The sequence below is a fragment of the Mycolicibacterium anyangense genome (assembly GCF_010731855.1).
Lineage (GTDB): Bacteria > Actinomycetota > Actinomycetes > Mycobacteriales > Mycobacteriaceae > Mycobacterium > Mycobacterium anyangense.
In genome coordinates this window covers 2,231,890-2,257,139 of sequence record NZ_AP022620.1, presented here as the reverse complement: position 1 = coordinate 2,257,139, position 25,250 = coordinate 2,231,890, and the positions used below count along the sequence as shown (strand labels likewise).

The 25,250-nt window shown below is 67.8% G+C and carries 23 protein-coding genes; 17 read left to right on the top strand and 6 right to left on the bottom strand.

Annotated features, from left to right (window positions below; all coding sequences use genetic code 11):
• Positions 1-57: 57 nt before the first annotated feature.
• Positions 58-267, top strand: coding sequence for a hypothetical protein (locus G6N35_RS27300; protein WP_163804226.1), 210 nt, complete (start codon positions 58-60; stop codon positions 265-267).
• A gap of 42 nt (positions 268-309) precedes the next feature.
• Complete coding sequence (locus tag G6N35_RS26895) at positions 310-465, top strand: DUF6131 family protein (RefSeq protein WP_170313125.1); 156 nt, start codon at positions 310-312, stop codon at positions 463-465.
• Here G6N35_RS26895 and G6N35_RS10645 read toward each other — a convergent pair.
• Positions 453-1,091: an SACE_7040 family transcriptional regulator gene (locus G6N35_RS10645; protein WP_163804225.1), complete on the bottom strand. Its 639-nt coding sequence runs from the start codon at positions 1,089-1,091 to the stop codon at positions 453-455. The genes G6N35_RS26895 and G6N35_RS10645 overlap by 13 nt on opposite strands.
• A gap of 96 nt (positions 1,092-1,187) precedes the next feature.
• Between G6N35_RS10645 and G6N35_RS10640 the strand changes: the two genes are divergently transcribed.
• From G6N35_RS10640 to G6N35_RS10605, 8 genes are all read left to right on the top strand, one after another.
• The gene (locus tag G6N35_RS10640; RefSeq protein WP_163804224.1) at positions 1,188-2,738 is read left to right on the top strand and encodes a carboxyl transferase domain-containing protein; all 1,551 of its coding nucleotides are present in this window, start codon (positions 1,188-1,190) and stop codon (positions 2,736-2,738) included.
• Positions 2,739-2,740: 2 nt separating this feature from the next.
• Positions 2,741-4,729 carry an acetyl-CoA carboxylase biotin carboxylase subunit gene (locus G6N35_RS10635; protein WP_163804223.1) on the top strand — a complete coding sequence of 663 codons (1,989 nt, stop codon included), beginning with the start codon at positions 2,741-2,743 and terminating at the stop codon, positions 4,727-4,729.
• Complete coding sequence (locus G6N35_RS10630) at positions 4,722-5,885, top strand: acyl-CoA dehydrogenase family protein (RefSeq protein WP_163804222.1); 1,164 nt, start codon at positions 4,722-4,724, stop codon at positions 5,883-5,885. The genes G6N35_RS10635 and G6N35_RS10630 overlap by 8 nt, the downstream gene beginning before the upstream one ends.
• Complete coding sequence (locus G6N35_RS10625; RefSeq protein WP_163804221.1) at positions 5,882-6,361, top strand: MaoC family dehydratase; 480 nt, start codon at positions 5,882-5,884, stop codon at positions 6,359-6,361. Before G6N35_RS10630 ends, G6N35_RS10625 begins: the two co-directional genes overlap by 4 nt.
• Complete coding sequence (locus G6N35_RS10620) at positions 6,361-7,179, top strand: HpcH/HpaI aldolase/citrate lyase family protein (RefSeq protein WP_163804220.1); 819 nt, start codon at positions 6,361-6,363, stop codon at positions 7,177-7,179. The genes G6N35_RS10625 and G6N35_RS10620 overlap by 1 nt, the downstream gene beginning before the upstream one ends.
• A gap of 105 nt (positions 7,180-7,284) precedes the next feature.
• Positions 7,285-8,337, top strand: coding sequence for a pyruvate dehydrogenase (acetyl-transferring) E1 component subunit alpha (pdhA, locus tag G6N35_RS10615; protein ID WP_179967342.1), 1,053 nt, complete (start codon positions 7,285-7,287; stop codon positions 8,335-8,337).
• Between the two features lies 1 nt (position 8,338).
• Positions 8,339-9,355 (top strand): alpha-ketoacid dehydrogenase subunit beta, encoded by a 1,017-nt coding sequence (locus tag G6N35_RS10610; protein ID WP_163804218.1) that lies wholly within the window; start codon positions 8,339-8,341, stop codon positions 9,353-9,355.
• Positions 9,352-10,452: a dihydrolipoamide acetyltransferase family protein gene (locus G6N35_RS10605; protein WP_163804217.1), complete on the top strand. Its 1,101-nt coding sequence runs from the start codon at positions 9,352-9,354 to the stop codon at positions 10,450-10,452. Before G6N35_RS10610 ends, G6N35_RS10605 begins: the two co-directional genes overlap by 4 nt.
• On the opposite strand, the gene G6N35_RS10600 is transcribed toward G6N35_RS10605, so the two are convergent.
• The gene (locus G6N35_RS10600) at positions 10,449-12,215 is read right to left on the bottom strand and encodes a DUF1214 domain-containing protein (protein ID WP_170313124.1); all 1,767 of its coding nucleotides are present in this window, start codon (positions 12,213-12,215) and stop codon (positions 10,449-10,451) included. The genes G6N35_RS10605 and G6N35_RS10600 overlap by 4 nt on opposite strands.
• Before the next feature lie 72 nt (positions 12,216-12,287).
• Here G6N35_RS10600 and G6N35_RS10595 point away from each other — a divergent pair, with 72 nt between their 5' ends.
• Positions 12,288-13,541: an HNH endonuclease gene (locus G6N35_RS10595; RefSeq protein WP_163804216.1), complete on the top strand. Its 1,254-nt coding sequence runs from the start codon at positions 12,288-12,290 to the stop codon at positions 13,539-13,541.
• 1 nt (position 13,542) lies between these two features.
• Here G6N35_RS10595 and G6N35_RS10590 read toward each other — a convergent pair whose 3' ends face one another.
• Positions 13,543-14,289 carry an enoyl-CoA hydratase gene (locus G6N35_RS10590; protein ID WP_163804215.1) on the bottom strand — a complete coding sequence of 249 codons (747 nt, stop codon included), beginning with the start codon at positions 14,287-14,289 and terminating at the stop codon, positions 13,543-13,545.
• Positions 14,290-14,314: 25 nt separating this feature from the next.
• Entirely contained in the window at positions 14,315-16,429 is a 2,115-nt protein-coding gene (locus G6N35_RS10585; RefSeq protein ID WP_246224273.1) for an acyltransferase family protein, read from the bottom strand.
• Positions 16,430-16,562: 133 nt separating this feature from the next.
• Between G6N35_RS10585 and G6N35_RS10580 the strand changes: the two genes are divergently transcribed.
• From G6N35_RS10580 to G6N35_RS10560, 5 genes are all read left to right on the top strand, one after another.
• Entirely contained in the window at positions 16,563-17,222 is a 660-nt protein-coding gene (locus G6N35_RS10580) for a cysteine hydrolase family protein (RefSeq protein WP_163804214.1), read from the top strand.
• Positions 17,223-17,225: 3 nt separating this feature from the next.
• The gene (gene fdrA / locus G6N35_RS10575; RefSeq protein ID WP_163804213.1) at positions 17,226-18,788 is read left to right on the top strand and encodes an acyl-CoA synthetase FdrA; all 1,563 of its coding nucleotides are present in this window, start codon (positions 17,226-17,228) and stop codon (positions 18,786-18,788) included.
• A complete protein-coding gene (locus G6N35_RS10570) occupies positions 18,785-20,194 on the top strand; it encodes a YlbE family protein (RefSeq protein ID WP_163804212.1) in 1,410 nt (469 codons plus the stop codon). The genes fdrA and G6N35_RS10570 overlap by 4 nt, the downstream gene beginning before the upstream one ends.
• A gap of 2 nt (positions 20,195-20,196) precedes the next feature.
• Entirely contained in the window at positions 20,197-21,564 is a 1,368-nt protein-coding gene (locus tag G6N35_RS10565; protein WP_197748419.1) for a carbamate kinase, read from the top strand.
• A 224-nt stretch (positions 21,565-21,788) separates the two neighbouring features.
• Complete coding sequence (locus G6N35_RS10560; protein WP_163804210.1) at positions 21,789-22,643, top strand: GGDEF domain-containing protein; 855 nt, start codon at positions 21,789-21,791, stop codon at positions 22,641-22,643.
• Here G6N35_RS10560 and G6N35_RS10555 read toward each other — a convergent pair.
• On the bottom strand, positions 22,640-22,993 hold the full coding sequence (locus tag G6N35_RS10555) for a VOC family protein (RefSeq protein ID WP_163804209.1): 354 nt from the start codon (positions 22,991-22,993) through the stop codon (positions 22,640-22,642). The two genes, G6N35_RS10560 and G6N35_RS10555, sit on opposite strands and share 4 nt — an antisense overlap.
• 224 nt (positions 22,994-23,217) lie before the next feature.
• Here G6N35_RS10555 and G6N35_RS10550 point away from each other — a divergent pair, with 224 nt between their 5' ends.
• Positions 23,218-24,102, top strand: a complete 885-nt coding sequence (locus G6N35_RS10550) for an undecaprenyl-diphosphate phosphatase (RefSeq protein ID WP_163804208.1) — start codon at positions 23,218-23,220, stop codon at positions 24,100-24,102.
• Here G6N35_RS10550 and nicT read toward each other — a convergent pair.
• Positions 24,099-25,232 (bottom strand): Nickel transporter NicT, encoded by a 1,134-nt coding sequence (nicT, locus tag G6N35_RS10545; protein WP_246224272.1) that lies wholly within the window; start codon positions 25,230-25,232, stop codon positions 24,099-24,101. The genes G6N35_RS10550 and nicT overlap by 4 nt on opposite strands.
• Positions 25,233-25,250 lie beyond the last annotated feature (18 nt).

Below are 25,250 nucleotides of genomic sequence, written 5' to 3'. Positions count from 1 at the left end.
TTCGGACGGGTAAAACCCTGTCCGCCAAGTGGTGCGGACTATCGAGGGAGGCTCACCATGCGAGGCCGCGGAATCGTTGGAGTGATCGTGGTCGTGTGGCTGCTGATCGGAGTATTCGCTACCTGGCAGCGCGGTTATTTTTCGAACAGCGCAACCAACTGTGCTACTGCAGGGTCCATCGCCTTGACGGTTGTCGCCGGCCCGCTCAACTACGCCGGCGTCAATCCCACTGTGACGGACTGCAATCTGCCGCAACCTAGCCAGTAGTGGGGCGAAAACAGTTCAGCAAGTTACGTTTTGGAGGAAACAATGATCGTGCTCGGAGCAATCCTGCTCATCCTGGGCTTCGTGCTGAAGATCCAGATTCTGTGGACCATCGGCGTCATCCTGCTGGTGATCGGTGCCGTCCTGTGGCTGCTGGGTGCCGTCGGCCGCCCGGTAGCGGGACGTCGCTACTGGTATTGACCGATCGCGCGAGGATGACGGTCGCCGGCCGTGGACAATGCGGCGACCGTCATCGCGCGCAGTACCTCGCGTGAACGCCCCTGTTCGGTCACCGTGGCCGCCAGGGGCTTCATGCTGTGTGGGGTGGAGTTGAGCAGACCGAACACCGCATGGGCCATCAGGCGCGCATCCGTCTCCGCGAGCGCGGGGTCAAGCTCGCGCAGCACCGTCACCCACACCTCGACATAGCTGCGCTGGGCCCGCCGCACCTGCCGTTGCGCCGACGCAGGCAGATTGGCCATGTCCCGATCCTGGATCCGGATCAGATCCGACTCGCCGAGGGCGAAGTCGAGGTGGAACTCGATGAGGCCGTGCAGTGCGTCCGACGGTGCATCGGCCTGCTCCACCACGGCTTGCGCGCCGGCCAGCAGCCGGGTGCTGATGCCCACCAGCAGTTCGACCAGCACCGCCTCTTTGTTGGGGAAGTGCCGGTAGAACGCCGGTCCGCTGACCCCGGCCGCGGCCCCGATGTCCTCGAGGCGGACCGCCAGAAAGCCCTTCTCGGCCATCAGCCGTTCTGCCGCGGACAGCAGAGCGGATCGACGATCCGACTTCTGCCTGCTGCGGCGGGTTGGCGCCTCGGCCATGGCCCCTCCGGAAAGCACATCTAGACGATTCGGTTAATCTTCACTAACCTAACACGAGTTATTCGTCATTAACTCAATTGCGACGGGACCTCGACGATGACTTCACCGGCCGCCAACCGCGAGGCGCACACCCGACTTGTCGAGCAGCTGCGCGCCAAGCTGGCTGTCGCCGCCCTCGGCGGGCCCGAGCGGGCCCGTGAACGCCATGTCGCGCGCGGCAAGCTGCTGCCCCGGCAGCGGGTCGACGGGCTGCTCGATCCGGGCAGCCCACTGCTCGAGATCGCGCCCCTGGCTGCCGACGGCATGTACGACGACGAATGCCCGGCCGCCGGGATCATCACCGGTATCGGCCGGGTCGCCGGACGCGAATGCATGATCGTCGCCAACGACGCCACCGTCAAAGGTGGCACCTACTACCCGATCACGGTCAAGAAGCACCTGCGCGCCCAAGAGATCGCGCTGCAGAACCGGCTGCCCTGCATCTACTTGGTGGACTCCGGCGGCGCCTTCCTGCCCCGCCAGGACGAGGTGTTCCCCGACCGGGACCACTTCGGCCGCATCTTCTTCAACCAGGCCACCATGAGCGCGGCAGGTATCGCACAGATCGCCGCGGTGCTCGGATCCTGCACGGCCGGCGGCGCCTACGTCCCTGCCATGAGCGACGAAGCCGTGATCGTGCGCAACCAGGGCACGATCTTCCTGGGCGGACCGCCATTGGTGAAGGCCGCCACCGGCGAAGTGGTCACCGCCGAGGAACTCGGCGGTGGTGACCTGCACTCCAAGACCTCTGGCGTCACCGATCATCTGGCCCACGACGACAGCGATGCGCTGCGCATCGTCCGGCGCATCATCGATACCCTTGGTCCGCGCGCGCAGCGACCGTGGGAGGTGCGCCCGCCGGTTGAGCCCATTGCCGACCAGCGCGAGCTCTACGACATCGTGCCGGTGGACGCCCGGGTGCCCTACGACGTGCACGAGGTGATCACCCGCATTGTCGACGGTGGTGAATTCAGCGAGTTCAAGGCTGAGTACGGCACCACCCTGGTCACCGGGTTCGCCCACATCCACGGCCACCCGGTCGGCATCGTCGCCAACAACGGTGTTCTGTTCGGCGAATCCGCCCTCAAGGGAGCGCATTTCATCGAGCTGTGCGACAAGCGGATGGTGCCGCTGGTGTTCCTGCAGAACATCACCGGCTTCATGGTCGGCCGCGACTACGAGGCCGGCGGTATCGCCAAACACGGGGCCAAGATGGTGACCGCGGTGGCCTGCGCGCGAGTACCCAAGCTGACCGTCGTCATCGGCGGCTCCTACGGCGCGGGCAACTACTCGATGTGTGGGCGGGCGTATTCGCCCCGGTTCCTGTGGATGTGGCCCAATGCCCGGATCTCGGTGATGGGCGGTGAGCAGGCCGCCTCAGTGCTGGCCACCGTGCGCGGTGAGATGACGGCGGATGAGGAAGAGGCCTTCAAGGCGCCGATCCGGGCCCAGTACGAATACCAAGGCAACCCGTACTACTCGACCGCGCGACTGTGGGACGACGGGGTGATTGATCCTGCCGACACCAGAACAGTTCTGGGGCTGGCACTTTCGGTCACCGCCAACGCGCCGGTCGAGCCGGTCTCCTACGGCGTCTTCAGGATGTGACGATGTTCAACCGAGTTCTCGTCGCCAACCGGGGCGAAATCGCCGTCCGGGTCATCCGCACCCTGCGCGCCATCGGCATCGAGTCCGTCGCGGTCTACAGCGACGCCGATGCCGGCGCACGCCACGTCACCGAAGCCGATATCGCGGTCCGCATCGGCCCGCCACCGGCGCGGCAGAGCTACCTCGACATCGACGCCGTCGTCGGCGCCGCGCTGCGCACCGGCGCCCAGGCCGTGCACCCGGGCTATGGGTTCCTCTCGGAGAACTCCGATTTCGCCGCGGCACTCGAACGCGCCGGGCTGACGTTCATCGGTCCGCCGTCCGCGGCCATCCGCACCATGGGCGACAAGATCGCCGCCAAGGCCGCGGTGTCGGCCTTCGGGGTGCCGGTGGTGCCCGGCATCGCCCGGCCCGGCCTCACCGACGCCGAACTGATCGGCGCCGCAGGCGATATCGGCTTCCCGATCCTGGTCAAGCCGTCCGCGGGCGGCGGCGGCAAGGGGATGCGCCGCGTCGACGACGCCGCAGACCTGCCTGCTGCCCTGGCCGCCGCTCGTCGCGAGTCCGTTTCGGCCTTCGGCGACGACACCCTGTTCCTCGAACGATTTGTGTTGCGGCCCAGGCATATCGAGGTCCAGGTGCTCGCCGATCGCCACGGCGCGGTGCTCCACCTCGGCGAGCGGGAGTGCAGTCTGCAGCGCCGGCACCAGAAGGTCATCGAGGAAGCCCCCTCGCCGCTGCTCGACCCCGCCACCCGTGCCCGCATCGGCGCGGCGGCATGTGACACCGCCCGCAGCGTCGACTACGTCGGCGCGGGCACCGTCGAGTTCATCGTCTCTGCCGACCGTCCCGACGAGTTCTTCTTCATGGAGATGAACACCCGGCTGCAGGTCGAGCATCCGGTGACCGAACTGGTCACCGGCTGGGATCTGGTCGAGTGGCAGGTCCGGATCGCGGCGGGGGAGAAGCTGACCGCCCGCCAGGATGACATCACGATGACCGGCCACGCCATCGAGGCCCGGGTGTACGCCGAAGACCCGGCCGCCGGCTTCCTGCCGACCGGCGGGCCGGTACTGGGGCTGCGGGAGCCGTCCGGCCCGGAGGTCCGGGTGGATTCTGGCCTGTCGGTGGGGATGACGATCGGCAGCGACTACGACCCGATGCTGTCGAAGGTGATCGCCCACGGCACCGACCGCCCGGCCGCGCTGCGCACCCTCGACCGGGCGCTGGCCGAGACCGCCGTGCTGGGCGTCGGCACCAACATCGAGTTCCTGCGGTTCCTGCTCGCCGAGGACGATGTGGCCGCGGGACGCCTGGACACCGGGCTCATCGACCGCACGGTCTACACCCCAGCCCCCGTCGACGACACCGTGCTCATCGCCGCGGCGGCCTACCGCTGTCTGCGGCGCTGGCCGGCGAGGCCGGTGGACCTCTGGGATGTCCCGTCGGGCTGGCGGGTCGGCGCGCCCGCCGCCACTGGAGTGCGGTTGCGTTCGGGTGAGCGGACCGACCACGTCCACATCACCGGAACTCCCGACGCCGCCGTCGTCACGGTCGATGACGGTGAAAACCACACGCTCGCAGCAGAACTGAATGGCGATACCCTGGTGGTCACGGTCGACGGAATTCGCACCGCCTACACCGTCGCCGCCGACGGCCACCAGATCTGGCTGGCCGGGCAGGACCGGACCCTCGTTCTCGACGAGGTGCGCGAGGCGTCGGTACGGGCCGACGACGAGCACAGCGGTGACGCCGAACTCCTCAGCCCCATGCCTGGATCGGTCGTCGCCGTCACTGTGGCCGACGGCGATTCCGTCGGCGCGGGCAGCGTCGTGGTCGTCGTCGAAGCCATGAAGATGGAACACTCGCTGGCGGCTCCGGTCGACGGCGCCGTCGAACTTCTGGTCGCCGTCGGCGATCAGGTCAAGGTGGGTCAGTTGCTGGCCAGGATCACCGCCACCACCCAAGAGAAAGCCACGACCGATGAGTGACTTCCTGTCCACGGGAACGCTTCCCGATGAATACCGGCAACTGGGCGAGACCGTGCGGGACTTCGCCCGCAACGTCGTGGCACCGGTAGCGGCCAAGCACGATGCCGAGCACACCTTCCCCTACGAGGTCGTGGCCGGGATGGCCGACATGGGGCTGTTCGGCCTGCCGTTCCCCGAAGAGTACGGCGGCATGGGCGGCGACTACTTCGCCCTCTGCCTGGCCCTGGAAGAACTGGGCAAGGTCGACCAGAGCGTCGCCATCACGCTGGAAGCGGGAGTGTCGCTGGGCGCCATGCCGGTCTATCGATTCGGCAACGAGGCCCAGAAGCGGGAATGGCTGCCGCAGCTGACCAGCGGCCAGTCCCTGGGCGCATTCGGGCTCACCGAGGCCGGCGGCGGCACCGATGCCGGTGCCACCAAGACCACCGCCCGCCTCGACGACGGGCACTGGGTGATCAACGGTTCCAAGCAGTTCATCACCAACTCGGGCACCGCTATCACCAAGCTCGTCACCGTCACCGCGGTCACCGGAACGGTCGGCGACCGCCGGGAGATCTCCTCGATCCTGGTCCCGGTGCCCACCCAGGGCTTCACCGCCGAACCGGCCTACGACAAGGTCGGCTGGAACGCCTCGGACACCCACCCGCTGACCTTCGACGACGTGCGGGTCCCCGAGGAGAACCTGCTGGGCGAACGCGGCCGCGGCTACGCCAACTTCCTGCGCATCCTCGATGAGGGCCGCATCGCGATCGCGGCGCTGTCCACTGGCGCAGCGCAGGGCTGTGTCGACGAGAGCGTGAAGTACGCCAAGGAACGGGCCGCGTTCGGCCAGCCGATCGGGCGCTACCAGGCCATCGAGTTCAAGCTGGCCCGGATGGAGGCCCGCGCGCACGCGGCCCGCACCGCCTACTACGACGCCGCCGCCCTGATGCTGGCCGGCAAGCCGTTCAAGAAGGAGGCCGCGATCGCCAAACTGGTCGCCAGCGAGGCCGCGATGGACAACGCCCGCGACGCCACTCAGATTCACGGCGGCTACGGGTTCATGAACGAATACCCGGTCGCCCGCCACTACCGGGACAGCAAGATCCTCGAAATCGGTGAGGGGACAACCGAAGTGCAGCTGATGCTGATCGCCCGGGAACTCGGTGTCGCGTGACCGAGGAGAAGGTCGTCGAACAACGTGGCCTGTGGTTCGAGGAGTTCGAACTCGGTGTCCGTTACCTGCACCGCCCCGGCCGCACCATCACCGAGGCCGATAACGTCCTGTTCACCACGCTGACGATGAACACCCAGGCGCTGCACCTGGATGCCGCGTTCTCCGATGCGCTGCCGCCGTTCCACCAGCGACTGGTCAATTCGATGTTCACGCTGTCGACCCTGGTCGGATTGTCGGTGGCACAACTGACCCAGGGCACCATCGTGGGCAACCTCGGCTTCAGCGAGATCGCCTTCCCCAAGCCACTGTTCCACGGTGACACCCTGTACGCCGAGACCGTCATCACCGAGAAGCGGGAGTCCAAGAGCCGACCCGGTGAGGGCATCGTGACGTTCGCACATACCGGACGCAACCAGCACGGTGACATCGTGGCGACGGCGAGTCGCAAGACCTTGGTCCGCAAGAGGCCGGTCTGATGGCGCTGGACAATCCCGGGCCGGCCTGGCTGTTCTGCCCTGCCGACCGCCCTGAACGCTTCGACAAGGCCGCCGCCGCAGCCGATGTCGTCATCCTCGATCTCGAGGACGGGGTGGCCGCCAAGGATCGAGAGGCCGCCCGTGAGGCCCTGGTGAGCTCCCCGCTGGATCCCGGTCGCACGGTGGTGCGGGTCAACCCGTCGACCACCGACGATCATGCCCGCGACCTGGACGCCCTGGCCCGCACGCGTTACACCACGGTGATGCTGGCCAAAACCGAGTCCGCCCAACAGGTCAGCGCGCTGGCCCCGCTGGACGTGGTGGTGCTCGTCGAGACTCCACTCGGGGCGCTCGCCGTTACCGAGACCGCCCGCGTGGCCAACGCGTATGCGGTGATGTGGGGAGCAGAGGATCTGTTCGCGGTACTCGGTGGCACCAGCAACCGCTATCCCGACGGCACCTACCGCGAGGTGGCCCGGCACGTGCGCTCGCAGAGCCTGCTGGCCGCGAAGGCCTACGGCAAGCTCGCGCTGGACTCAGTCTTCCTGGACATCAAGAACCTCGACGGACTGCGCGCCGAGGCCGACGACGCCGTCGCGGTGGGTTTTGACGCCAAAGTCGCGATCCACCCGACTCAGGTTGCCGCGATCAGGGCGGCCTACCACCCCAGCCCCGAGGAAGTCCATTGGGCGCGACACGTATTGGCGGCCGCGCGCGATGAGCGCGGTGTGTTCCAGTACGAGGGCATAATGGTGGATGCCCCGGTGCTGCGGCGAGCAGAGCGCATCGTCCAGCTCTCGCCCGATTCCAGGCGTTAGCTGGCACCCCGCCACAATGGGTTTTGCTCTGACCCGCCTCCGCACTGAGCAGACCTGAGGTCGTGGCGGCCGAACATGCCGTCCTCGTGGCCACAAGGAGGCGGCATGGGTCAGTTGGTGCAACTCATCGCACCGGACGGAACCGCTACGGCGGAATCCGACTACCGGCTGCCGCCAGAAACCTTGAACTGGCTGTACGAACACCTCGTGCTCACCCGCGACCTCGACGCCGAGTTCGTCAACCTGCAGCGGCAAGGTGAACTCGCGCTCTACGCCTCGTGCCGCGGGCAGGAAGCCGCCCAGGTCGGCGCCGCGGCCTGCCTGCGCAAGACCGACTGGCTGTTCCCGCAGTTCCGTGAGCTCGGCGTGTTCCTGGTGCGCGGGATCGCACCGGCCCAGGTCGCCGCGGTGTGGCGGGGCTCCTGGCACGGCGGACTCGATTTCACGGCGAAATGCTGTGCGCCCATCTCGATTCCCATCGCCACTCACGCCCCGCACGCGGTGGGTGCGGCGATGGCCGCCCAGCGTCTGCGCGAGAACAGCGTGACGGTCGCGTTCATCGGAGACGGCGCGACCAGCGAGGGCGACACCCACGAGGCGCTGAACCTGGCCGCCGTGGAGAACGCGCCGTGCGTGTTCTTCGTCCAGAACAACCAGTGGGCCATCTCGGTACCGGCCAGCCGGCAGTACGCCGGGCCGTCGATCGCTGAACGCGCCGGCGGATACGGCATGCCCGGGGTGATCGTCGACGGCAACGATGTCCTGGCCTGCTACCAGGTGATGAGCGAAGCCGCCGAGCGGGCTCGGGGCGGCGGGGGTCCGACGCTGATCGAGGCCATCACCTATCGGATGGGCCCGCACACCACCTCCGACGACGCCGCGCGCTACCGGCCCGCCGAGGAGTTGGCGCTGTGGGCCACCCGCGACCCGATCGCACGATTCCGCACCTATCTGGCCAGCCTCGGCCTACTCGACGATCGGCTGGAGCACCGGGTGGCCGCCCGCTCAGAACGGCTGCGCGGTGAACTCCGTGCTGCTGTGGTCGATGCCCCCGACCCGGACGTGGGGGAGCTGTTTGACGTCGTCTACGCCGAGCCCACGCCACTGCTGGCCGCCCAGCGCGAAGAACTGCTGGCCGAGATGGCGAGGGAGTGCTGAGATGACCCAGATCATCGAGCCGCCGGCCCTGATGAGCAACCTGCCGGAGGTCACCACGCTGACCATGGCGCAGGCGATCAACCGTGCGTTGCACGACGCGATGGCCGCCGACGAGCGCGTGCTGGTCTTCGGCGAGGATGTGGCACAGCTCGGCGGCGTCTTCCGCATCACCGAGGGGTTGACTGAAACCTTCGGCACGCAAAGGTGTTTCGACACCCCGCTCGCTGAGTCAGCCATCATCGGCATGTCGATCGGGTTGGCGATCCGCGGGTTTGTCCCTGTCCCGGAGATCCAGTTCGACGGGTTCTCCTACCCGGCGTTCGATCAGATGGTCAGCCACCTCGCCAAGTACCGGACCCGCACCAGGGGCCAGGTGGACATGCCGGTGACGGTGCGCATCCCGTCCTTCGGCGGTATCGGTGCCGTCGAACACCATTCGGAATCCACCGAGACGTACTGGGCGCACACTGCAGGCCTGAAAGTGGTGGTACCGGCCACGCCGTCGGATGCGTACTGGCTGCTGCGCCACGCCGTCGCCTCCCGCGACCCCGTCATCTACCTGGAGCCCAAACGCCGCTACTGGGGACGGGAAGCCGTTGATCTGGTCGAACCGGCACCGCCGATCGGCCGCGCGACGGTGCGCCGTCCGGGTGCCGACGTCACGGTGCTCACCTACGGCGGTCTGGTCGCCACCGCCCTGGGGGCGGCCGACATCGCCGCCTTCGACCTGGAAGTGATCGACTTGCGGTCGTTGAGCCCACTGGACTTCGACACCGTCGCAGCCTCGGTGACCAAGACCGGGCGGGCGGTGATCATGCACGAAGGGCCCCGGACGCTGGGCTTCGGCGCCGAACTGGCCGCCCGGATCTCCGAGGAACTCTTCTATGACTTGGAGGCGCCGGTGCTGCGCGCCACCGGCTTCGACACCCCGTACCCGCCGGCGCGCATGGAGAAGGTCTGGCTGCCCGGTGTCGACCGGCTACTGGACTGCGTCGAGAAAGCGATGCGACGGCCATGAGCGACTTCCTGGTACCCGACCTCGGCGAGGGTCTGCTGGACGCCACGATCACCTCCTGGGCCGTCTCGGTGGGCGACGTCGTCGAACTCAACCAAACCCTGTGCACGGTGGAGACCAACAAGGCCGAGGTCGAGATCCCGAGCCCCTACTCGGGCCGCATCGTCGCGCTCGGCGGGGCCGAAGGCGAAACCCTGTCAGTGGGAACGCTGTTGGTGCGCATCGACACCGGTGTGCCGGAACCGCGCACACCGGTTCTCGTCGGCTACGGCACCGACCACGGTCTGGACCGCAGCCGGCGGGTGCGGGCCGCGCCGAAGGTGCGCAAGCTGGCGGCTGAGCTGTCCGTCGATCTCGACAGTCTGACGCCGGGATCCGGCACCGACGGCATCGTCACCCGCGACGACGTCGAAGCCGCGGTAAGTACCGACACGATCGCGGTGCAGGGTGTTCGGGCCCGGATGGCCACGCAGATGTCGCTGTCGCGCAGCCGTATCCCCGATGCGCATGCCAGCGTTCAGGTGGACTGCTCGGCGCTGCTGCGGCTACGCGACCGGCTGGGCATCACCCCGTTGGTGCTGACGCTACGGATGCTGCTGATCGCGCTGGGGCGTCATCGGGTGCTGAACTCCACCTGGGTGGAAGGTGAAGGTTTTCAACAGATTCAGCTGCATCCCTCAGTGCGGCTTGGGGTGGCGGTGGCCACCGAGCGCGGCCTGGTGGTGCCGGTGATCGCCGACGCGCAGACCCTGACCACTCGGCAACTGTCCGCTGCCGTCGAGACACTCGTCGACAGGGCCCGCGCCGGGACCTTGGGCCCGCGCGAGCTCGGGAACTCCACGTTCACCGTGTCCAATTTCGGTGCCCTTGGCCTCGACCAGGGCGTGCCCGTCATCAACTATCCCGAAGCGGCCATCCTCGGCATGGGGTCGCTTCGGCCGCGCGCCGTGGTCGTCGATGACGTCGTGGTTGCGCGGCCGACGATGACCCTGACATGCGCCTTCGATCACCGGATCGCCGACGGGGCGCAGGTCGCGGCATTCCTCACCGACTTGAGAAGCCTGATCGAGGCGCCGGAGACCGCACTGCTGGACTGTTAGGCCTGCGGATACGGCGAGTACCTCTTGTTGTATCCGATGTGACGCGCGGCGATCTGGGCCTGACGGTCATAGGGGATTGCGGGCAGACTCAGCGCACTGATGGGCACGACGTAGGAGCTGACGGTCGGGTCGGCGGTGCTGGTGGGGTCGAAGTCCTGGAAGCGGATCGCCATCGTGCCCTGGTTGAGCCCGCCCGTCGAAACCCAGTTGGCGAAGCCGGGATCGGTCGGCGAGACCACGATCGTGTAGGTGCCGTCCGCATTGGCAACGGCCTGGCTCACGTTCATGCTGGTCTGCTGGTCCCAGTAGTTGTTGGTGATGGTCCAGTCGTTGGTGACGGGCACACTGAAGTAGCGCGCTCTGCCCGGGTCGATGGTGAGGACCAGCGCCTGGTCATTGGCAAGCTGGAAGTAGCCGGTGCTCTGCAATTGTGTTGCCAGGAAAGAGGCTTGGCGGGACGGATCGGTGAACACGTTGGCCTGCTTGGGCTGGCCCGTCACCGGATCGGTGGTGGCCAATGACATGTAGGTGTTCTCGCCGCTGATGCCGAGCAGCAGCATGATCGTCGCCGCCTCCACCGATCGCAGGAGGCGGGGCGCCGGGATCGGCGGGATGGCCGACACCAGTGTGGTGAGAACCGGGCTGGATGACACCAGGGGGCCGATGCCGGGGATCGCGAACCCGCCGATCTGGCTGAACAGGCTGTCCGGCGGCCCGCTGACGCGCAGGATAGACAGACTCATCGGCTCTTCAGAGGTCCAGTCCGCCAAGGTGTTTCGCGTGGTGATGAGCGTGGTGCCCGGTGGTAGGTACAGATGATTCGACTGCCCAGGGACGGTAGGGGTGGAATCGGCGGTGATGGTGAATGAGCCATCGGGGTTGAGCGCCAGGTCCCTGCCGTTGATGTTGTCGGCGGTGCTACCGCTCAACCCGGTGAGCACGCTGAAGTTGGTGTCGGCCGGCAGTGCCCCGGCGAACCGTCCGGTGATGACGTACTTCGACGCGGTGTTCACCCCGACGAAGCGGTAGATCGTGTCGGGGTTGTCGTACCAGATCCGTGCGCCGGAGAAGTTCTGTTGATACCAATCGTGCGGGGGATTGACCTGCTGGAGGATCTTCGGGTTGTTCGAGTTCAGCAGCAGCACTTCGATGGCGGCCTGATTGGCGTACTCCGTGACGGCCTGATCGAGCTGAGCCATGTTGGCCGCGTCGGGTCCGCCGACAGCGGCGAAGTTCTTCTTCGCGGCCAGCCACCAGCCGGCCTTGAGCACCACCTTGGCCAGCTGCATGATCGGCGAATTCGCGATCTGGGTGACCAGCTTCTCGGCCTTGAGCTGATCGGCGGTGGCGAGCACGCTGGGCGGAAGCGTGTTGCCCTGATCCTGCAGAACCGTGACCTCCTGAGTGGCAGTGGGGCTCACGGTACCGATCGTCGGCGCCGGCTGCGATGTTCGTTGGATCTCCCGGCGGGCGTAGCCGACGACATCGGACAGCGTGGCCGCCGTCTTCGGAACGACCGGCCGACGGGGGCTGGTGACGGTGGTGGCCGGACGGGCAGTCACCTGCATGACGCGGCTGCGGTGGGGTGCAGTCTGGTTGTCCGACGCCGCGGCTGAGTGGCGGGCCGAGTGGGCGGTGGACGAGCCGGTGTCGGCCGCAGCGATCGCCGGGCCGTTCGCGATCGCGATTCCCACTCCGAGGGCGAAGCCGAGTGCTCCGACGCGGCCGATCGAGCGGGAACATCGACATGTGCTCTGCGTCACATTTTGGACTGTAGGTGAGAGCGTGGCTTGTCTGGTCCAAATCCGTCGGCGGGGTCGTTTAGTGTCGAACACATGTTCGAAGAACTTCTGGAGATTGACACCGTCGCCGACGAATCGGTGCTGGTAGAGCGTATCGCGGCGCTGGAGCGCCTGAAGGCGGCCGCGGCCGCGGGGCAGGCCCGATTGACGGTCGCATTGGACGGTGCCCGCCGCTGCGCGGAGGCTGCCGCGGGGGTTCCGGCGGCACGCCGCGGCAAGGGAGTGGGTGCAGAAGTGGCGCTGGCTCGCCGGGATTCGCCCGCCCGCGGGGGCCGCCATCTGGGGCTGGCGCGCGCGCTGGTCCACGAGATGCCGCACACGCTGGCTGCGTTGGAAGCCGGGGCGCTCTCGGAGTGGCGGGCCACCCTGCTGGTGCGCGAATCGGCGTGCCTGCAGGTGGAGGACCGGCGCCGGTTCGATGCGGAACTGTGCGCCGACCGGTCGCAGCTGGACGGGGTTGGCGACGCTGCTCTGGTGGCCGCGGCCAAGGCCATCGCCTACCGGCTCGACCCCCGCGCGGTGGTGGAGCGCGCCGCCAGGGCTCCGGCCGATCGGTGTGTGACGATCCGACCCGCCCCGGACACCATGACCCATCTGAGTGCGCTCTTGCCGGTGGCCCAGGGCGTGGCGGTGTATGCCGCGCTCAAGCGCCAGGCCGATACCTGCTTCGACGGTCGCTCCCGCGGGCAGATCATGGCCGATGCCCTCGTCGAGCGGGTCACCGGCCGTGCCGCCGATGTGCCGGTGCCGGTGACGGTCAATGTGGTGATCTCCGATCAGGCCCTGCTCGGGGTGCGCCAGGACTCGGCGGTGATCGCCGACTACGGCCCGGTGCCCTCGGCGGTGGCGCAGACGATGATCCGTGACGCGCTCGGCGATAGTCGCTCGCGCGCCGCGCTGCGACGGTTGTATGCACGTCCGGTCAGCGGGGCGCTGGTGGCCATGGACACCCGAGCGCGGCATTTTCCCAAGGGCATGGCGGCCTTCATCGCGCTACGCGATCAGCGGTGCCGCACCCCGTACTGCGATGCACCGATCCGCCACATCGACCACGTGACACCCTGCCACGCCGGCGGGGAGACCAGCGTCGCCAACGGTCAAGGCCTGTGCGAGGCCTGCAATTACACCAAGGAGAACCCCGGCTGGTCGGTGACCACTGTGTCCGACGAAAGTGGCAGGCACGCCACGCAATTCACCACACCTACCGGGGCGCACTATCAGTCGGTAGCGCCACCTGCGCCTGGTGCACCGGCCGGTGACGCCGCGGAGATCGAGGCGGCCGCCTAGCTCACCTCTGCTGAGCAGCAGCCAGCCGGGCCTTGAATTCAGGCGACTCGATCGAGGTTGCCTGCGGCCCCAGTTCGATGTCCTTGGCGGCTGCGTGATGGTCGGTGTCGAGGAAACCGGGGATCGCGGTCGCACGCATCGAGGCCTTGGTCGCCAGAACGACCTCGCGCGGTGCCGAGGCCGGTCCAGCTGCCAGTGCGAGTGCGGCCGCGACGGGGTCGTCGGCGACTTCGAGGGCCAATCCATGGCGGACGGCGGTTTCGGCGTCGAAGCGCATCCCGAACAGCAGCGCGGCGCGCGCCACCTGCGGACCGACCGCGCGTTGCAACATCCAGGTAGCGCCGCCACCGGGATGGATACCGAGCTTCTGGAACCGGGGGTCGAACAGGGCGTGCGGCCCGGCGATGCGGACATCGGCGGCCAGCGCCAGGTTGAGGCCCGCGCCCACGGCCGCGCCGTTCACGGCGGCGATAGTCGGCAGGGTGCATCGCCCGACGGCCATGAAGCCGGCATAGATGCGTTCGAGGCCTTCGCGGGCGGCGGCGCCCAGAGCCGACAGGTCGGCACCGGCGCAGAATGCCTTGCCTGCGCCCGTCACCACCACGGCGTGCGCCTCGGCCTCGGCGGCCTCGACGGCGTCGCGCAACTGCTGGGACATCGCATCGGTAACCGCGTTGCGGTGGTCCGGATCATTGACGGTAATCAGCGCGACACGATCGCGCACCTCATAGAGCACCAAGTCAGACACGAACTCGAGGCTAGCAACGCGCGGTTCAGCTGCGGGGGGACAGGGCCGCGTCCGCGATCATCCCCAGCACCGGGCCCAGTGTGCTGGCGTACGGGACCGTGACGTGATTGTCGTCCCGGAACACCAGGTCGTTGCCGATGACCACCGGACACACGGACTCGGTGCAGAACAACCTCGACACGTCCGCGTATTGGCCGCCGGCCGAGCGGACAGCGGCAGCCTCGGCGGCAATCCCGTTGGCGTTCAAGGCCGCCGGCCGCGCGGGCGTGCAGTCGCGGGTGTCGGCCAGGTGCGCGGATAGGCACACCGGGACCACCGAGTGCGGGTCGGGAACCGGGCCCAGCACCAGAACCCGGGCGCCCGTCGTCGCCCGCACCTGCGTCACCAGGTCCTTGAGGCTGCCCAGCCACGCCCGGTCATAGGCGGTGAAGCCGAAGTCGGCGCCGTAGCGTCGCGACATGTCCAGCACCACCAGCTTCGGCCGTTCGGCACGCAGCCGCGCCAGCACCTGGCCCCGCCAGGTCTGGCATTCGGTGTACTCCCGGCCCAGATACGGGCTGATGATCCCCACGTCCTGCAGGGGGCAGGTGATCTTAGCCATCGTCACCAGCCGCCAATGCTGTTGTTCGGCAACAGGTTCCAGTCCTGGTTGCCACATCGCGGCGTGGGAGTCGCCGACCAGCGCCACCGTCGTCGCACTGTCGGCCGCCCCGGCGACGCAGTCCGGAACCCCGACTTCGCGCCACGACCGCACACACCCGTTGACGAACACCGCCGGTTTGTCGGTGGCAGCCTCGGCCAGCGGGGGAGTGAGATTGGATGGCACGTCGTGCCGATCAGCCGACGCCGTCACCGCGGCCGCGATCCGCGCTATCGCGTCGGTCAGCGGATCGGTGCGGCCCAGCCCGCTCGGCTCCACCATGGCTGCGGGTGCCGGCCTGCCCTGGCCCACCGAGGTGGGTACGAAGCTGGGCAACAGCAGTGCCGCGCTCACGGCCACGGCCGTCACCGCACTGCCCAGCACCAGACTGCGCCCCGCCGAGCGGCGCAGTGGAATCGAGTAGCGCACCGGCCGCTCGACATACCGCAAGGTGAGCACCGCCAGCGCGAAGGACGCCGATACCGCTATGAGCCGCCCCGGCACGCCCAACCCATGGCCCACCAGCAGCGGCACGAATACCAGCACCGGCCAGTGCCACAGGTACCACGAGTAGGACAGCCGGCCCAGCGCGCGCATCCAGGGCACCGACAGCAGACGGCCGACGCCGCGGCCTGGCGTCGCGCACCCCGCCGCGATCACCAACGCGGTGCCCAGCACCGGAAGGAGCGCCGCCGTCCCCGGATAGGGGGTGTGCTCGTCGAACCGCACACACGCCACGATCACCAGACCCAGCCCGCCGAATCCGGCCACCGCGGCCCAACCTGGTGCGAGCCGCCGGGATTGCCGTGCCGATAAGGCGACCAGCCCGCCGACGGCTAGCTCCCACGCTCGCGACGGCAGCGCGAAGAACGCCCACGGCGGGGCGCTGTGTGTCCACAGCAGCGCGAGCCCCAAGGACGCCGCTGCTACCACCGACAGCGCGGCGGCGAACGGCCGCACTGACAGGCGCGCCCGGCGGCGGTGTACCAACCACGCGGTGGCCAGTATCAGCAGGGGCCACACCAGGTAGAACTGCTCTTCCACACCCAGCGACCAGTAGTGCTGGAAGGGTGAGGGCAGGGCGTCGGCCAGATAGTCGGTCCCGTGGATCGCGAACCGGTAGTTACCCACATACAGTGCGCTGGCCACCGCGTCACCCAGCGCCGTCCGAGCCTGCAACGGCGGCAACAGGACGGCTGCGCCCACCGCGGTGATCACCAGCACCGTTCCGGCGGCCGGCAACAGTCGCCGAGCCCGCGCCGCGTAGAACCGGGACAGGCTCAGCTCGCCGGTGTCGGACAACTCCGATATCAGCAGCCGGGTGATCAGGAATCCGGAGATGACGAAGAAGACGTCGACGCCGACGAACCCGCCGGGCAGACCCAGCTGGGCGTGGAAGGCGACCACCGCGAGCACCGCAACCGCCCGCAACCCTTCGATGTCGGGGCGAAAGTCTCTGCGCGACGCACGACGTCGCGTGCGGGTCGAGGCCGGGGGCACGATGCGCCCATTGTTCCCGCCGATCGGCCGGTGGCCACGTAGCCACGCCGCCCCTAATGACGGCAGGCGCAGAGCTGATAGTTGCGATTGAATTGAGCGGCCCAGCTCCGGTGCTTGTCAGAAGGGACTTTTGATGCCCACGATCGACGCAGAACCTTTCCCCCTGGACTTCGACGTGGACAGCACCGCGCTGGTCATCATCGACATGCAACGGGACTTCGTCCTTCCCGGCGGCTTCGGTGAAGCGCTCGGCAACGACACCTCGCTGCTGCTCGCAGCCGTCGAGCCGATCCAGCGGGTGCTGCACCGCGCCCGCGAGATCGGGATGCTGGTGGTGCACACCCGGGAAGGGCACCGCCCCGACCTGTCGGACTGTCCCAGCGCCAAGCTGCACCGCGGCGGCAAGACCTTCATCGGTGAGCCCGGCCCCATGGGCCGGATCCTGGTGCGCGGCGAGCAGGGCCACGACATCATCGACGAGCTCTACCCCATCGAGGGTGAACCCGTGATCGACAAACCCGGCAAGGGAACCTTCCACGCCACCGACTTCGCCCAGATCCTCGCCGACCGCGGCATCAAGACCCTGGTGGTCTGCGGTGTCACCACCGAGGTGTGTGTACACACCACCGTGCGAGAGGCCAATGATCGCGGCTATGAATGTGTGGTGCTCTCCGACGGTGTGGCCTCCTATTTCCCTGAGTTCCAGCGGGTGGCGCTGGAGATGATCAAGGCCCAGGGCGGGATCTTCGGCTGGGTCTCGGACTCCGAGCGCTTCCTGGCCGCGGTGTCCTGACGAATGGCCACCAGTTCACGGTTCTACCCCAACCTCTACAAGGACTCGGTGTCCTTGATGACGGTCTCGGCACAGGTCACCTCGGTGCAAGGGATCACCGCCGCCTCGGTGGTGATGGCCTCGGCCACCAATGTGGTCAACCTCGCCCAGGCGGGTCTCGGGACCTTCGAGGTGCGGCCCAACGACCTCGTCGTCGCCGTCTCGGGCACCGAGGAAGCCTGCGCGGAGGCGCTCGCACTGGCCGACTCGCTGCTGTCGGCCGCATCCGGCGGCGGAGGTGATGAGGCCGTTGCTGCGGCACCGGTCACCAGCATCCAGACCGCCGTGGCCAAGGACCCGGCGCTCAACCTCGCCCTGATCTCGGTCCCCGGCGACTACGCGGCCGCCGAGGCGATGAAGGCGCTGCGGCTGGGTCTGGACGTCATGGTGTTCAGCGACAACGTCAGCCCCGAAGCCGAACTCGCGCTCAAGCAATACGCCCGTGAGGTCGACCTGATGGTGATGGGTCCGGACTGCGGCACCTCGATCGTCAACGGCATTCCGCTCGGTTTCGCGAACGTGGTGCGGCGCGGCCCGATCGGCGTGGTCGGCGCGTCGGGCACCGGCACCCAGGAGGTCACCGTCCGGGTGCACCAGAACGGCTCGGGGATCTCGCAGGCGCTGGGCACCGGCGGACATGATCTGGCCGACGCCATCGGGGGCATCTCCATGCTGCACGGACTGGCCGCGCTCGGCGCCGACCCTGGCACCTCGGTGATCGTGCTGGTGTCCAAACCCCCGTCGCCCGACGTCGCGGCAAAGGTCCTCGCCGCCGCCGAAGCAAGCGACAAGCCCGTCGTCGTCATCTTCCTCGGCGCTGATCCCACCTCGGTCACCCGCAACGGCGTGTACGGCGCGGCCTACCTGGCACAGGCGGCCGATATGGCCGTCGACCTGGCGCGCGGGGACCAGCCGCGCACCGGGGACATCGTGATCTCCAATGACGTGCGCCGCGTCCTGAGCGATCTGGCCCGGTCGATGGCTCCGAGCCAGCGCTACGTGCGCGGCATCTTCTCCGGGGGCACCTTCTGCTACGAAGCACAATTGGTGCACCGGGCCCGCGACATCTCGGCGTACTCCAACACCCCGGTGACGGGCAACGCCGCGCTGACCGACATCCGCACCAGCGTCCAGAACACCATCGTCGACATGGGCGATGACGAATTCACCCAGGGCAGACCACATCCCATGATCGACCCGTCGCAGAAGGATGCCCGCATCCGCGATGAAGTCGCCGACCCAACCACGGCGGTCGTGCTGTTCGACGTGGTGCTCGGGTACGGAAGCGCCGATGACCCGACCGCCGAACTGATCTCGATCATCGGCAGCTCGAAGGCCAAGGCCCGCGCCGAAGGTCGCACCGTCGCCTTCATCGGCTATGTCTGCGGTACCGACCTGGATCCCCAGGACCGCGCCAAGGCCGTCGCCGGTCTCAAGGCGGCCGGTGTACTGGTGGCTTCGAGCAACGCCGAGGCGGCCGTCTGGTCGGCGGCACTGATCGCCGAGCGCCAAGGAGTCACCCCGTGAAGAAGCTGTTCGAAGAAGACCTCAACGTCGTCAACGTCGGCTTGCAGGGCTTCGCCAACAATGTCACCGCCGCCGGCGGCCGGGTCACCAACATCACCTGGGCGCCACCTGCGGGAGCGGATGCGGCACTGGGCTGGACGCTGGCCACGCTGGTCGGTGATCCCCGCATCGAGGAGGCCAACCGCACCGCCTACGACCGCTATCTGGCCGCTCAGCCCCGGCTGGTCGACCTGGTCCGGGCGACCGAGGCGATTCCCGGGCTGGGCCCGGGGGAGCGGCGCATCCTGCACTCCGGGCCGCCGATCGCCTGGCCGGACATGTGTGGACCACAGCAGGGCGCGATCGCCGGAGCGATCCTCTACGAAGGATGGGCCGACGATCTGGCGGCCGCCGAGAAGCTCGCTGCCAGTGGCGCGGTGGCGCTGGAGCCGTGCCACGAACACAGTGCCGTCGGCCCGATGGCCGGCATCATCAGCCCGTCGATGCCGGTGTGGGTGGTGGAGAACACTGCAGCCGGAAACCGGGCCTACTGCAACCTCAACGAAGGTCTCGGCAAGGTGTTGCGGTTTGGCGCCAACTCCGCGGATGTGCTGGACCGGTTGCGATGGCTGGGCACCGACTTCTTCTCGACCATGCAGATCGCGGTGCGCGGCTTGGCCGATCCGGACCTCAAACCTCTGATGGCACAGGCCCTTCACATGGGTGACGAGCTGCACAATCGCAACGCGGCAGCCTCGGCGCTGCTGTTCAAGCGGCTCACGCTGTCGCTGTTGGGCTCCGATGTGCCCTCCGATGCGGTACGCCGGGCACTGGAATTCGTCGCGAGCAACGACCACTTCTTCCTCAACATCTCGATGGCCGCCTGCAAGTCGATGACCGATGCCGCCGCCGGGGTGCCAGGCAGCAGCATGGTGACTGTGATGGCCCGCAACGGGGTGAACTTCGGCATCAAGCTGTCCGGAACCGGCGACCAATGGTTCCAGGCGCCGGCCAATCCCGTTGACGGACTGTATTTTCCGGGATACACGGTCGATGACGCCGCCGCCGACCTCGGTGACTCCGCGATCACCGAGACCAACGGGCTCGGTGGGTTCGCGATGGCCGCCTCGCCGGCGATCGTCCAGTTCGTCGGGGGCACCCCGGCCGATGCGACCGCGAACAGCCGCCGGATGCTGACCATCACGCTGGGGTCCAACCCGGCATTCACGTTGCCGCCGTTGAACTTCGGTGGCACACCCGCCGGAATCGACGCCCGGCTGGTGGTGGACTCCGGTGTGCTGCCGATCATCAACACCGGTATCGCGCACCGGCAGGCCGGTGTCGGCCAGATCGGTGCCGGTATCACCACCGCACCGATGGACTGTTTCAACGATGCACTGGCCGCGCTGGCGGCAGGACTGGAGTGAGTGTGGGAACCGCAATCGTCGCATTCGGTGGCAACGCTCTGGTCACCGATGCCGAGCACGACTCCATCCCGCAGCAGTACGACACTGTCAGCCGTACCGTGCCGCCGCTGATCGACATGGTCGAGCAGGGCTGGAAACTCGTTGTCTCCCATGGCAACGGACCGCAGGTCGGCTTCATCCTGCGTCGTTCGGAGTTGGCGTCCGACGAGGTCGACCCGGTGCCGGTCGACTACGCCGTCGCCGACACCCAGGGTGCCATCGGGTACATGTTCGTCAAGGCGTTGCGCAACGAACTCGCCCGTCGAGGGCTGTCGCGGCCGGTGGTCGCCGTCGTCACGCATTCGGTGGTCAGCCTGGACGACCCGGCCTTCGAGAATCCGACCAAGCCGGTCGGATCGTTCCTGGAGCAGACCAAGGCCACGCAGTTGGCGGCGGCGCTGGGCTGGACGATCGCCGAGGACGCCGGGCGAGGGTGGCGCCGCACCGTGGCCTCGCCCCGGCCGACCGCTATCCTGGAGACCGAGCTGATCCGCAAGCTGCTGGACGACGGCGCGATCGTGGTGGCCGTCGGCGGCGGTGGGATCCCGGTGAGTGTGGCCGCCGACGGCACCGTGACCGGTGTGGAAGCCGTGGTGGACAAGGACATTGCCTCCGGTCTGCTCGCCCATGATCTGGGTGCCGAGCTGTTGATGATCCCGACCGGTGTACCGCGGGTGGCGATCGGTTTCGGCACACCCGAGGAGACGTGGCTCGACACCATCACCGTCGACGAGGCCCGGCAGTACATCGCCTCCGGTCAGTTCGGCAAGGGCTCGATGGAACCCAAGGTCGAGGCCGTCGCCGACTTCGTCGCCGGCACTCCGGGTGCCACCGGTGTCATCGGCGCCGCCGAGGAGATTCCGGCGATCCTGGCCGGCACCTCCGGGACCCGGATCGTCGGCGATGCGGTGCCCGAGCCCGCGCCGGACGTTACCGACGGCGGCGCAGTGTTGTTGGCCGTCAACGGAACTCTGATGCGCGGACTCAAGCTGTCGCCGAACATGGCGGCCGCCGGTGCGACGTTCATCCGGGAGACGACCACCGAACCCGTCTACCGGATCTGGACGATCAACGACGAGCACCCCGCGATGATCAGGGTGACCGACGGCTCGGGGGTGGCGGTCGCGGTCGAGGTGTGGTCGGTGCCGGCCGCCGGGCTGGCGGGAATCCTGCTGAACGAACCACCCGGCCTGTCGATCGGGAAGGTCAATCTCGCCGACGGCGCAACGGTTCTCGGCGTGATCGGTGAGCCGGCGCTGGTCGAGGGACAGCGTGAGATCAGCCAGCACGGCGGCTGGCGTGCGTATACCGCCGCGGAGGGCCTGGGGTAACCTCACCCGATGGGTGAACGGGAGTTCGCCACCTCTACGGCGGTGCTGCGCGACACTGGCTACCTTGGCCCGATCAGGGTCTTCATCGGCGTCGCGTGCATCAGTCTGGGTCTGCTCAGCGCGGTCGAGCAGTTCCACAGCATCCAGCCGCTCGGGCCGCAGGGTGTGCTCGCCCGATTCGTTCACCTCGCGCTGCTGGTCTCCGCAGTTGTCATCGGTGTCGCGTGGCTGGCCAGGCCGTGGCCCGGATACCGGTCGGCGATGTTGTTCGTCGGGTGGGGGGATGTCGCGCTGGCGGCGTCGGCTGCTGTGCTGCGGCACCCGAGGCGCGGTTGTCAGGTGCGGTGTACATGTGCCTGCTCGGGGTGTTCGCGGCGGTGCTGCTGGGCTACCGCGTGCTGCGCCTGCACTGTCTGTTCGGCACCGCGGTGATCGCCGCGTTCACCTGGATGGGCGTGCGCTGGGACGGCGCGACGCTGGCCGAACTCTCGCTGTACTTCCTGCCGGCGATGACCACGGTGGTGGTGATGCCGGTGATCGCGGCGGTGGCCATCCAGGGCACCCGCACGGGCCTACGCGCCACGGCCGACGTGGCCAATCGTGATCCGCTGACCGGGCTGCTGAACCGCCGCGGACTGTACGCGGGCACAGACGCGCTCCTGGACAGAAGTCAGCCCGGCACAGTCCTGGTGGTGGTCGTGATCGACCTCGACGGGTTCAAGCAGTTCAACGACGACCATGGACATCCCAGCGGCGACGCCATGCTGCGCGCGGCCGCCCGCCAGCTGACGCGAGCTGTGCGCGCCGAGGACATCGCCGCCCGTATCGGTGGTGACGAATTCGTGCTCGTCGCCGCGCTCGCGAACGGATCCGACCTCGACGGTTTCGTGGACCGGGTGCGCAGCCTGAATCTTCGTGACGCAGAAGGGTTGCCGTTGCAGTGCAGCATCGGCGTCGCCTGGGAATCGTTGTCCGCGTCGCGCCCCCAACTGGATGCGATCCTGCGTCGGGCGGACGAGGCGATGTACAGCGTCAAGCGGGTCGGCGGCGGTGACACCGTGGTAGCTGGACCGGCCTAACGCTTGAGCGGGCTGTAGAACACGATGCCGTTGCCCTTGTTGTCATAGACGACGGCACGACGCTCATGGGCGTCGTCGTAGGGGCCCTTCACGATCCCGCCGCCGCTCTCCTCGACGGCCTTGGCGGCGGCGTCGACGTCGGCCGTCTTGATGCCGACCACGACTTGACCGGGAATCGGGTGGTCGATCTCGGTGGCCAGGGCCAGGGTGATGGGACCGCCGTCGAGTGCGGCGAAATGGGTGCCGTCGCGGAACTTCACTGCCATGCCCAGGGTGTCGCCGTAGAAGCGGATCGACTCATCGAGGTCGTCGGTCGACAGGATGATCATTTTCACTTCGTGGTCGCTCACTGGTGCCTCCTGAGTAGTTCGTCCAGCGCCCCAGCAGAAACGTAGTCCCTGAGGTTGCGACCGGTGATAGCGGGTATCTGACCACCGCCGCGCCCCCGGCGAACCGGGGCTGGCAAGTCGCTGTGAGCAGTTGGTCCACGCCGTGCCGTCGCGGTAGTTTTCGCAGGGCCGAGCGTCGCACCGAAGCGCGTCGAGACAGCGAAACAAGGGCGTACCCACTTCTCATGAGTTCCCACCTCAGTTACCTCGAAGCCGTCGTCGTCGGCCTCTTCCAAGGCGTCACCGAGCTGTTCCCGGTCTCCAGCCTCGGCCACGCCGTCTTGGTCCCGGCTCTGGTCGGCGGGGGCTGGGCGCGGGATCTCAACGTCTCGGCACCCCAGTCGCCGTATCTGGCGTTCATCGTCGGATTGCATGTCGCGACGGCAGCGGCGCTGCTGGTGTTCTTCTGGCGTGATTGGGTCTCGATCGTCGGCGGGTTCGTCTCCTCGGTGCGTCACCGGCGCATCGCCACCAGCGCCGAACGGCTTGCGTGGCAGATCATTTTGGCGACCATCCCGGTCGGGCTGGTCGGCGTGGCGCTGGACCATCTGTTCCGCACCACCCTGGGAAAGCCGATTCCCGCCGCGGCTTTCCTGATCGCCAATGGCCTGCTGCTCTACGGTGCCGAGCGGCTGCGGCGCGCGGCGACCCCGGCGCCGGCGGTGGGCGGCGACATCGACGAGCGTCTGGCCCGCCAACCGCTGCCCCAGGGTGTGCTCATCGGCAGCGCGCAGATCCTGGCGCTGCTGCCGGGCATCAGCCGCTCCGGTGTCACGATGGCCGCCGGGCTGTGGCGCGGTCTGTCCCACGAGGAGGCCGCCCGCTTCTCATTCCTGCTGGCCACGCCGATCATCCTGGCTGCCGGCGTCTTCAAGATCCCCGACCTGTTCGGCCCGGCGGGCGATGGCATCGGCGGTCAGGTGATCGCCGGGAGCGTGGCGTCCTTCGTCGCCGCCTACCTGGCAGTGCGATTCCTCACCCGGTACTTCGAGACCCGCACCCTGACGCCGTTCGCGATCTACTGCGTCGTCTTCGGCGGACTGAGCCTGGCCTGGCTCACGCTGCACTAGAGATTGGCGGCCCAGCGTTCCTCGATGCGGCCGAATCGCCAGATCGACATGGCGAGCAGCCAGGACACCAGGAACAGCGCGACGATGATGTACCCGACGTAATCGAGGTTGATGGCGGCAATCGCGGCCAGCGGCCCGGATTCGATGTGCAGCCGGTCGGCGATGACGCCCACGAGTTCGATCGTGCCGATGATGAGGGCGACAGCCACCGACAGGCTGGTGATGGTCAGGTTGTAGAAGATCTTGCGGACGGGTTTGGCGAAGGCCCAGCCGTAGGCGTAGTTCATGAAAACGCCGTCGGTGGTGTCCATCACGCACATGCCGGCAGCGAACAGGATCGGCAGCACCAGAATGGCGTAGAAGGGCAAGTTGAAGGCGGCCGCGCCGCCGGCCAGCACCAGCAGCCCCACTTCGGTGGCCGTGTCGAAGCCGAGGCCGAACAGCACGCCGACGGGGTAGATGTGCCACGGCTTGGTCACCGACTTGGTCAGGCCACCCAGGAAGCGGTTCATGAAACCGCGCGAGTCCAGCTGCTTTTCGAGCTCGGCCTCGTCGTAGCGGCCCTGCCGCAGCTCGCGGAAGACCTTGATGATCCCCAGCAGGGCAATGAGATTCAGGATTCCGATGATCCAGAGGAACACCCCGGAGACCGACGGGCCGATCAAGCCGGTGATGGTGTGCAGCGGGGAGTTCTCGTCCTCGACCGGGCCGACGAGCGCCCGCACGCCCACCGAGAGCAGGAAGGCCAGTGTGAACACGATGGTGGAATGGCCCAGGGAGAACCAGAATCCGACCGAGAGGGGTTTGCGGTCCACACTGTTGTGCAGATTGTCGGCGATGAGCTTGCGGGTGGTGTTGTCCACCGCGGCGATGTGGTCGGCGTCGAATGCGTGCCGTAATCCGAACGTATAGGCCAGGATTCCGACGCCGACGCTGAACACCGGATGATCGCCGCCGAGCCGGTAGTGCTCGGGTACCACGAAGGCGAACAGGACCCCGAAGCCGATCAGGTGCAGGGCGATGATGAAGCCGTACATCCCGAACAGTGACCGTCGGTCAGCCCCCGACAGGGAACGCCGAAACTGGGCAAAGCCGCTAGTCGGTGCGGCGGCGATCGGCGAGGAGGGCACGAGTGCCGAGCGTATGGC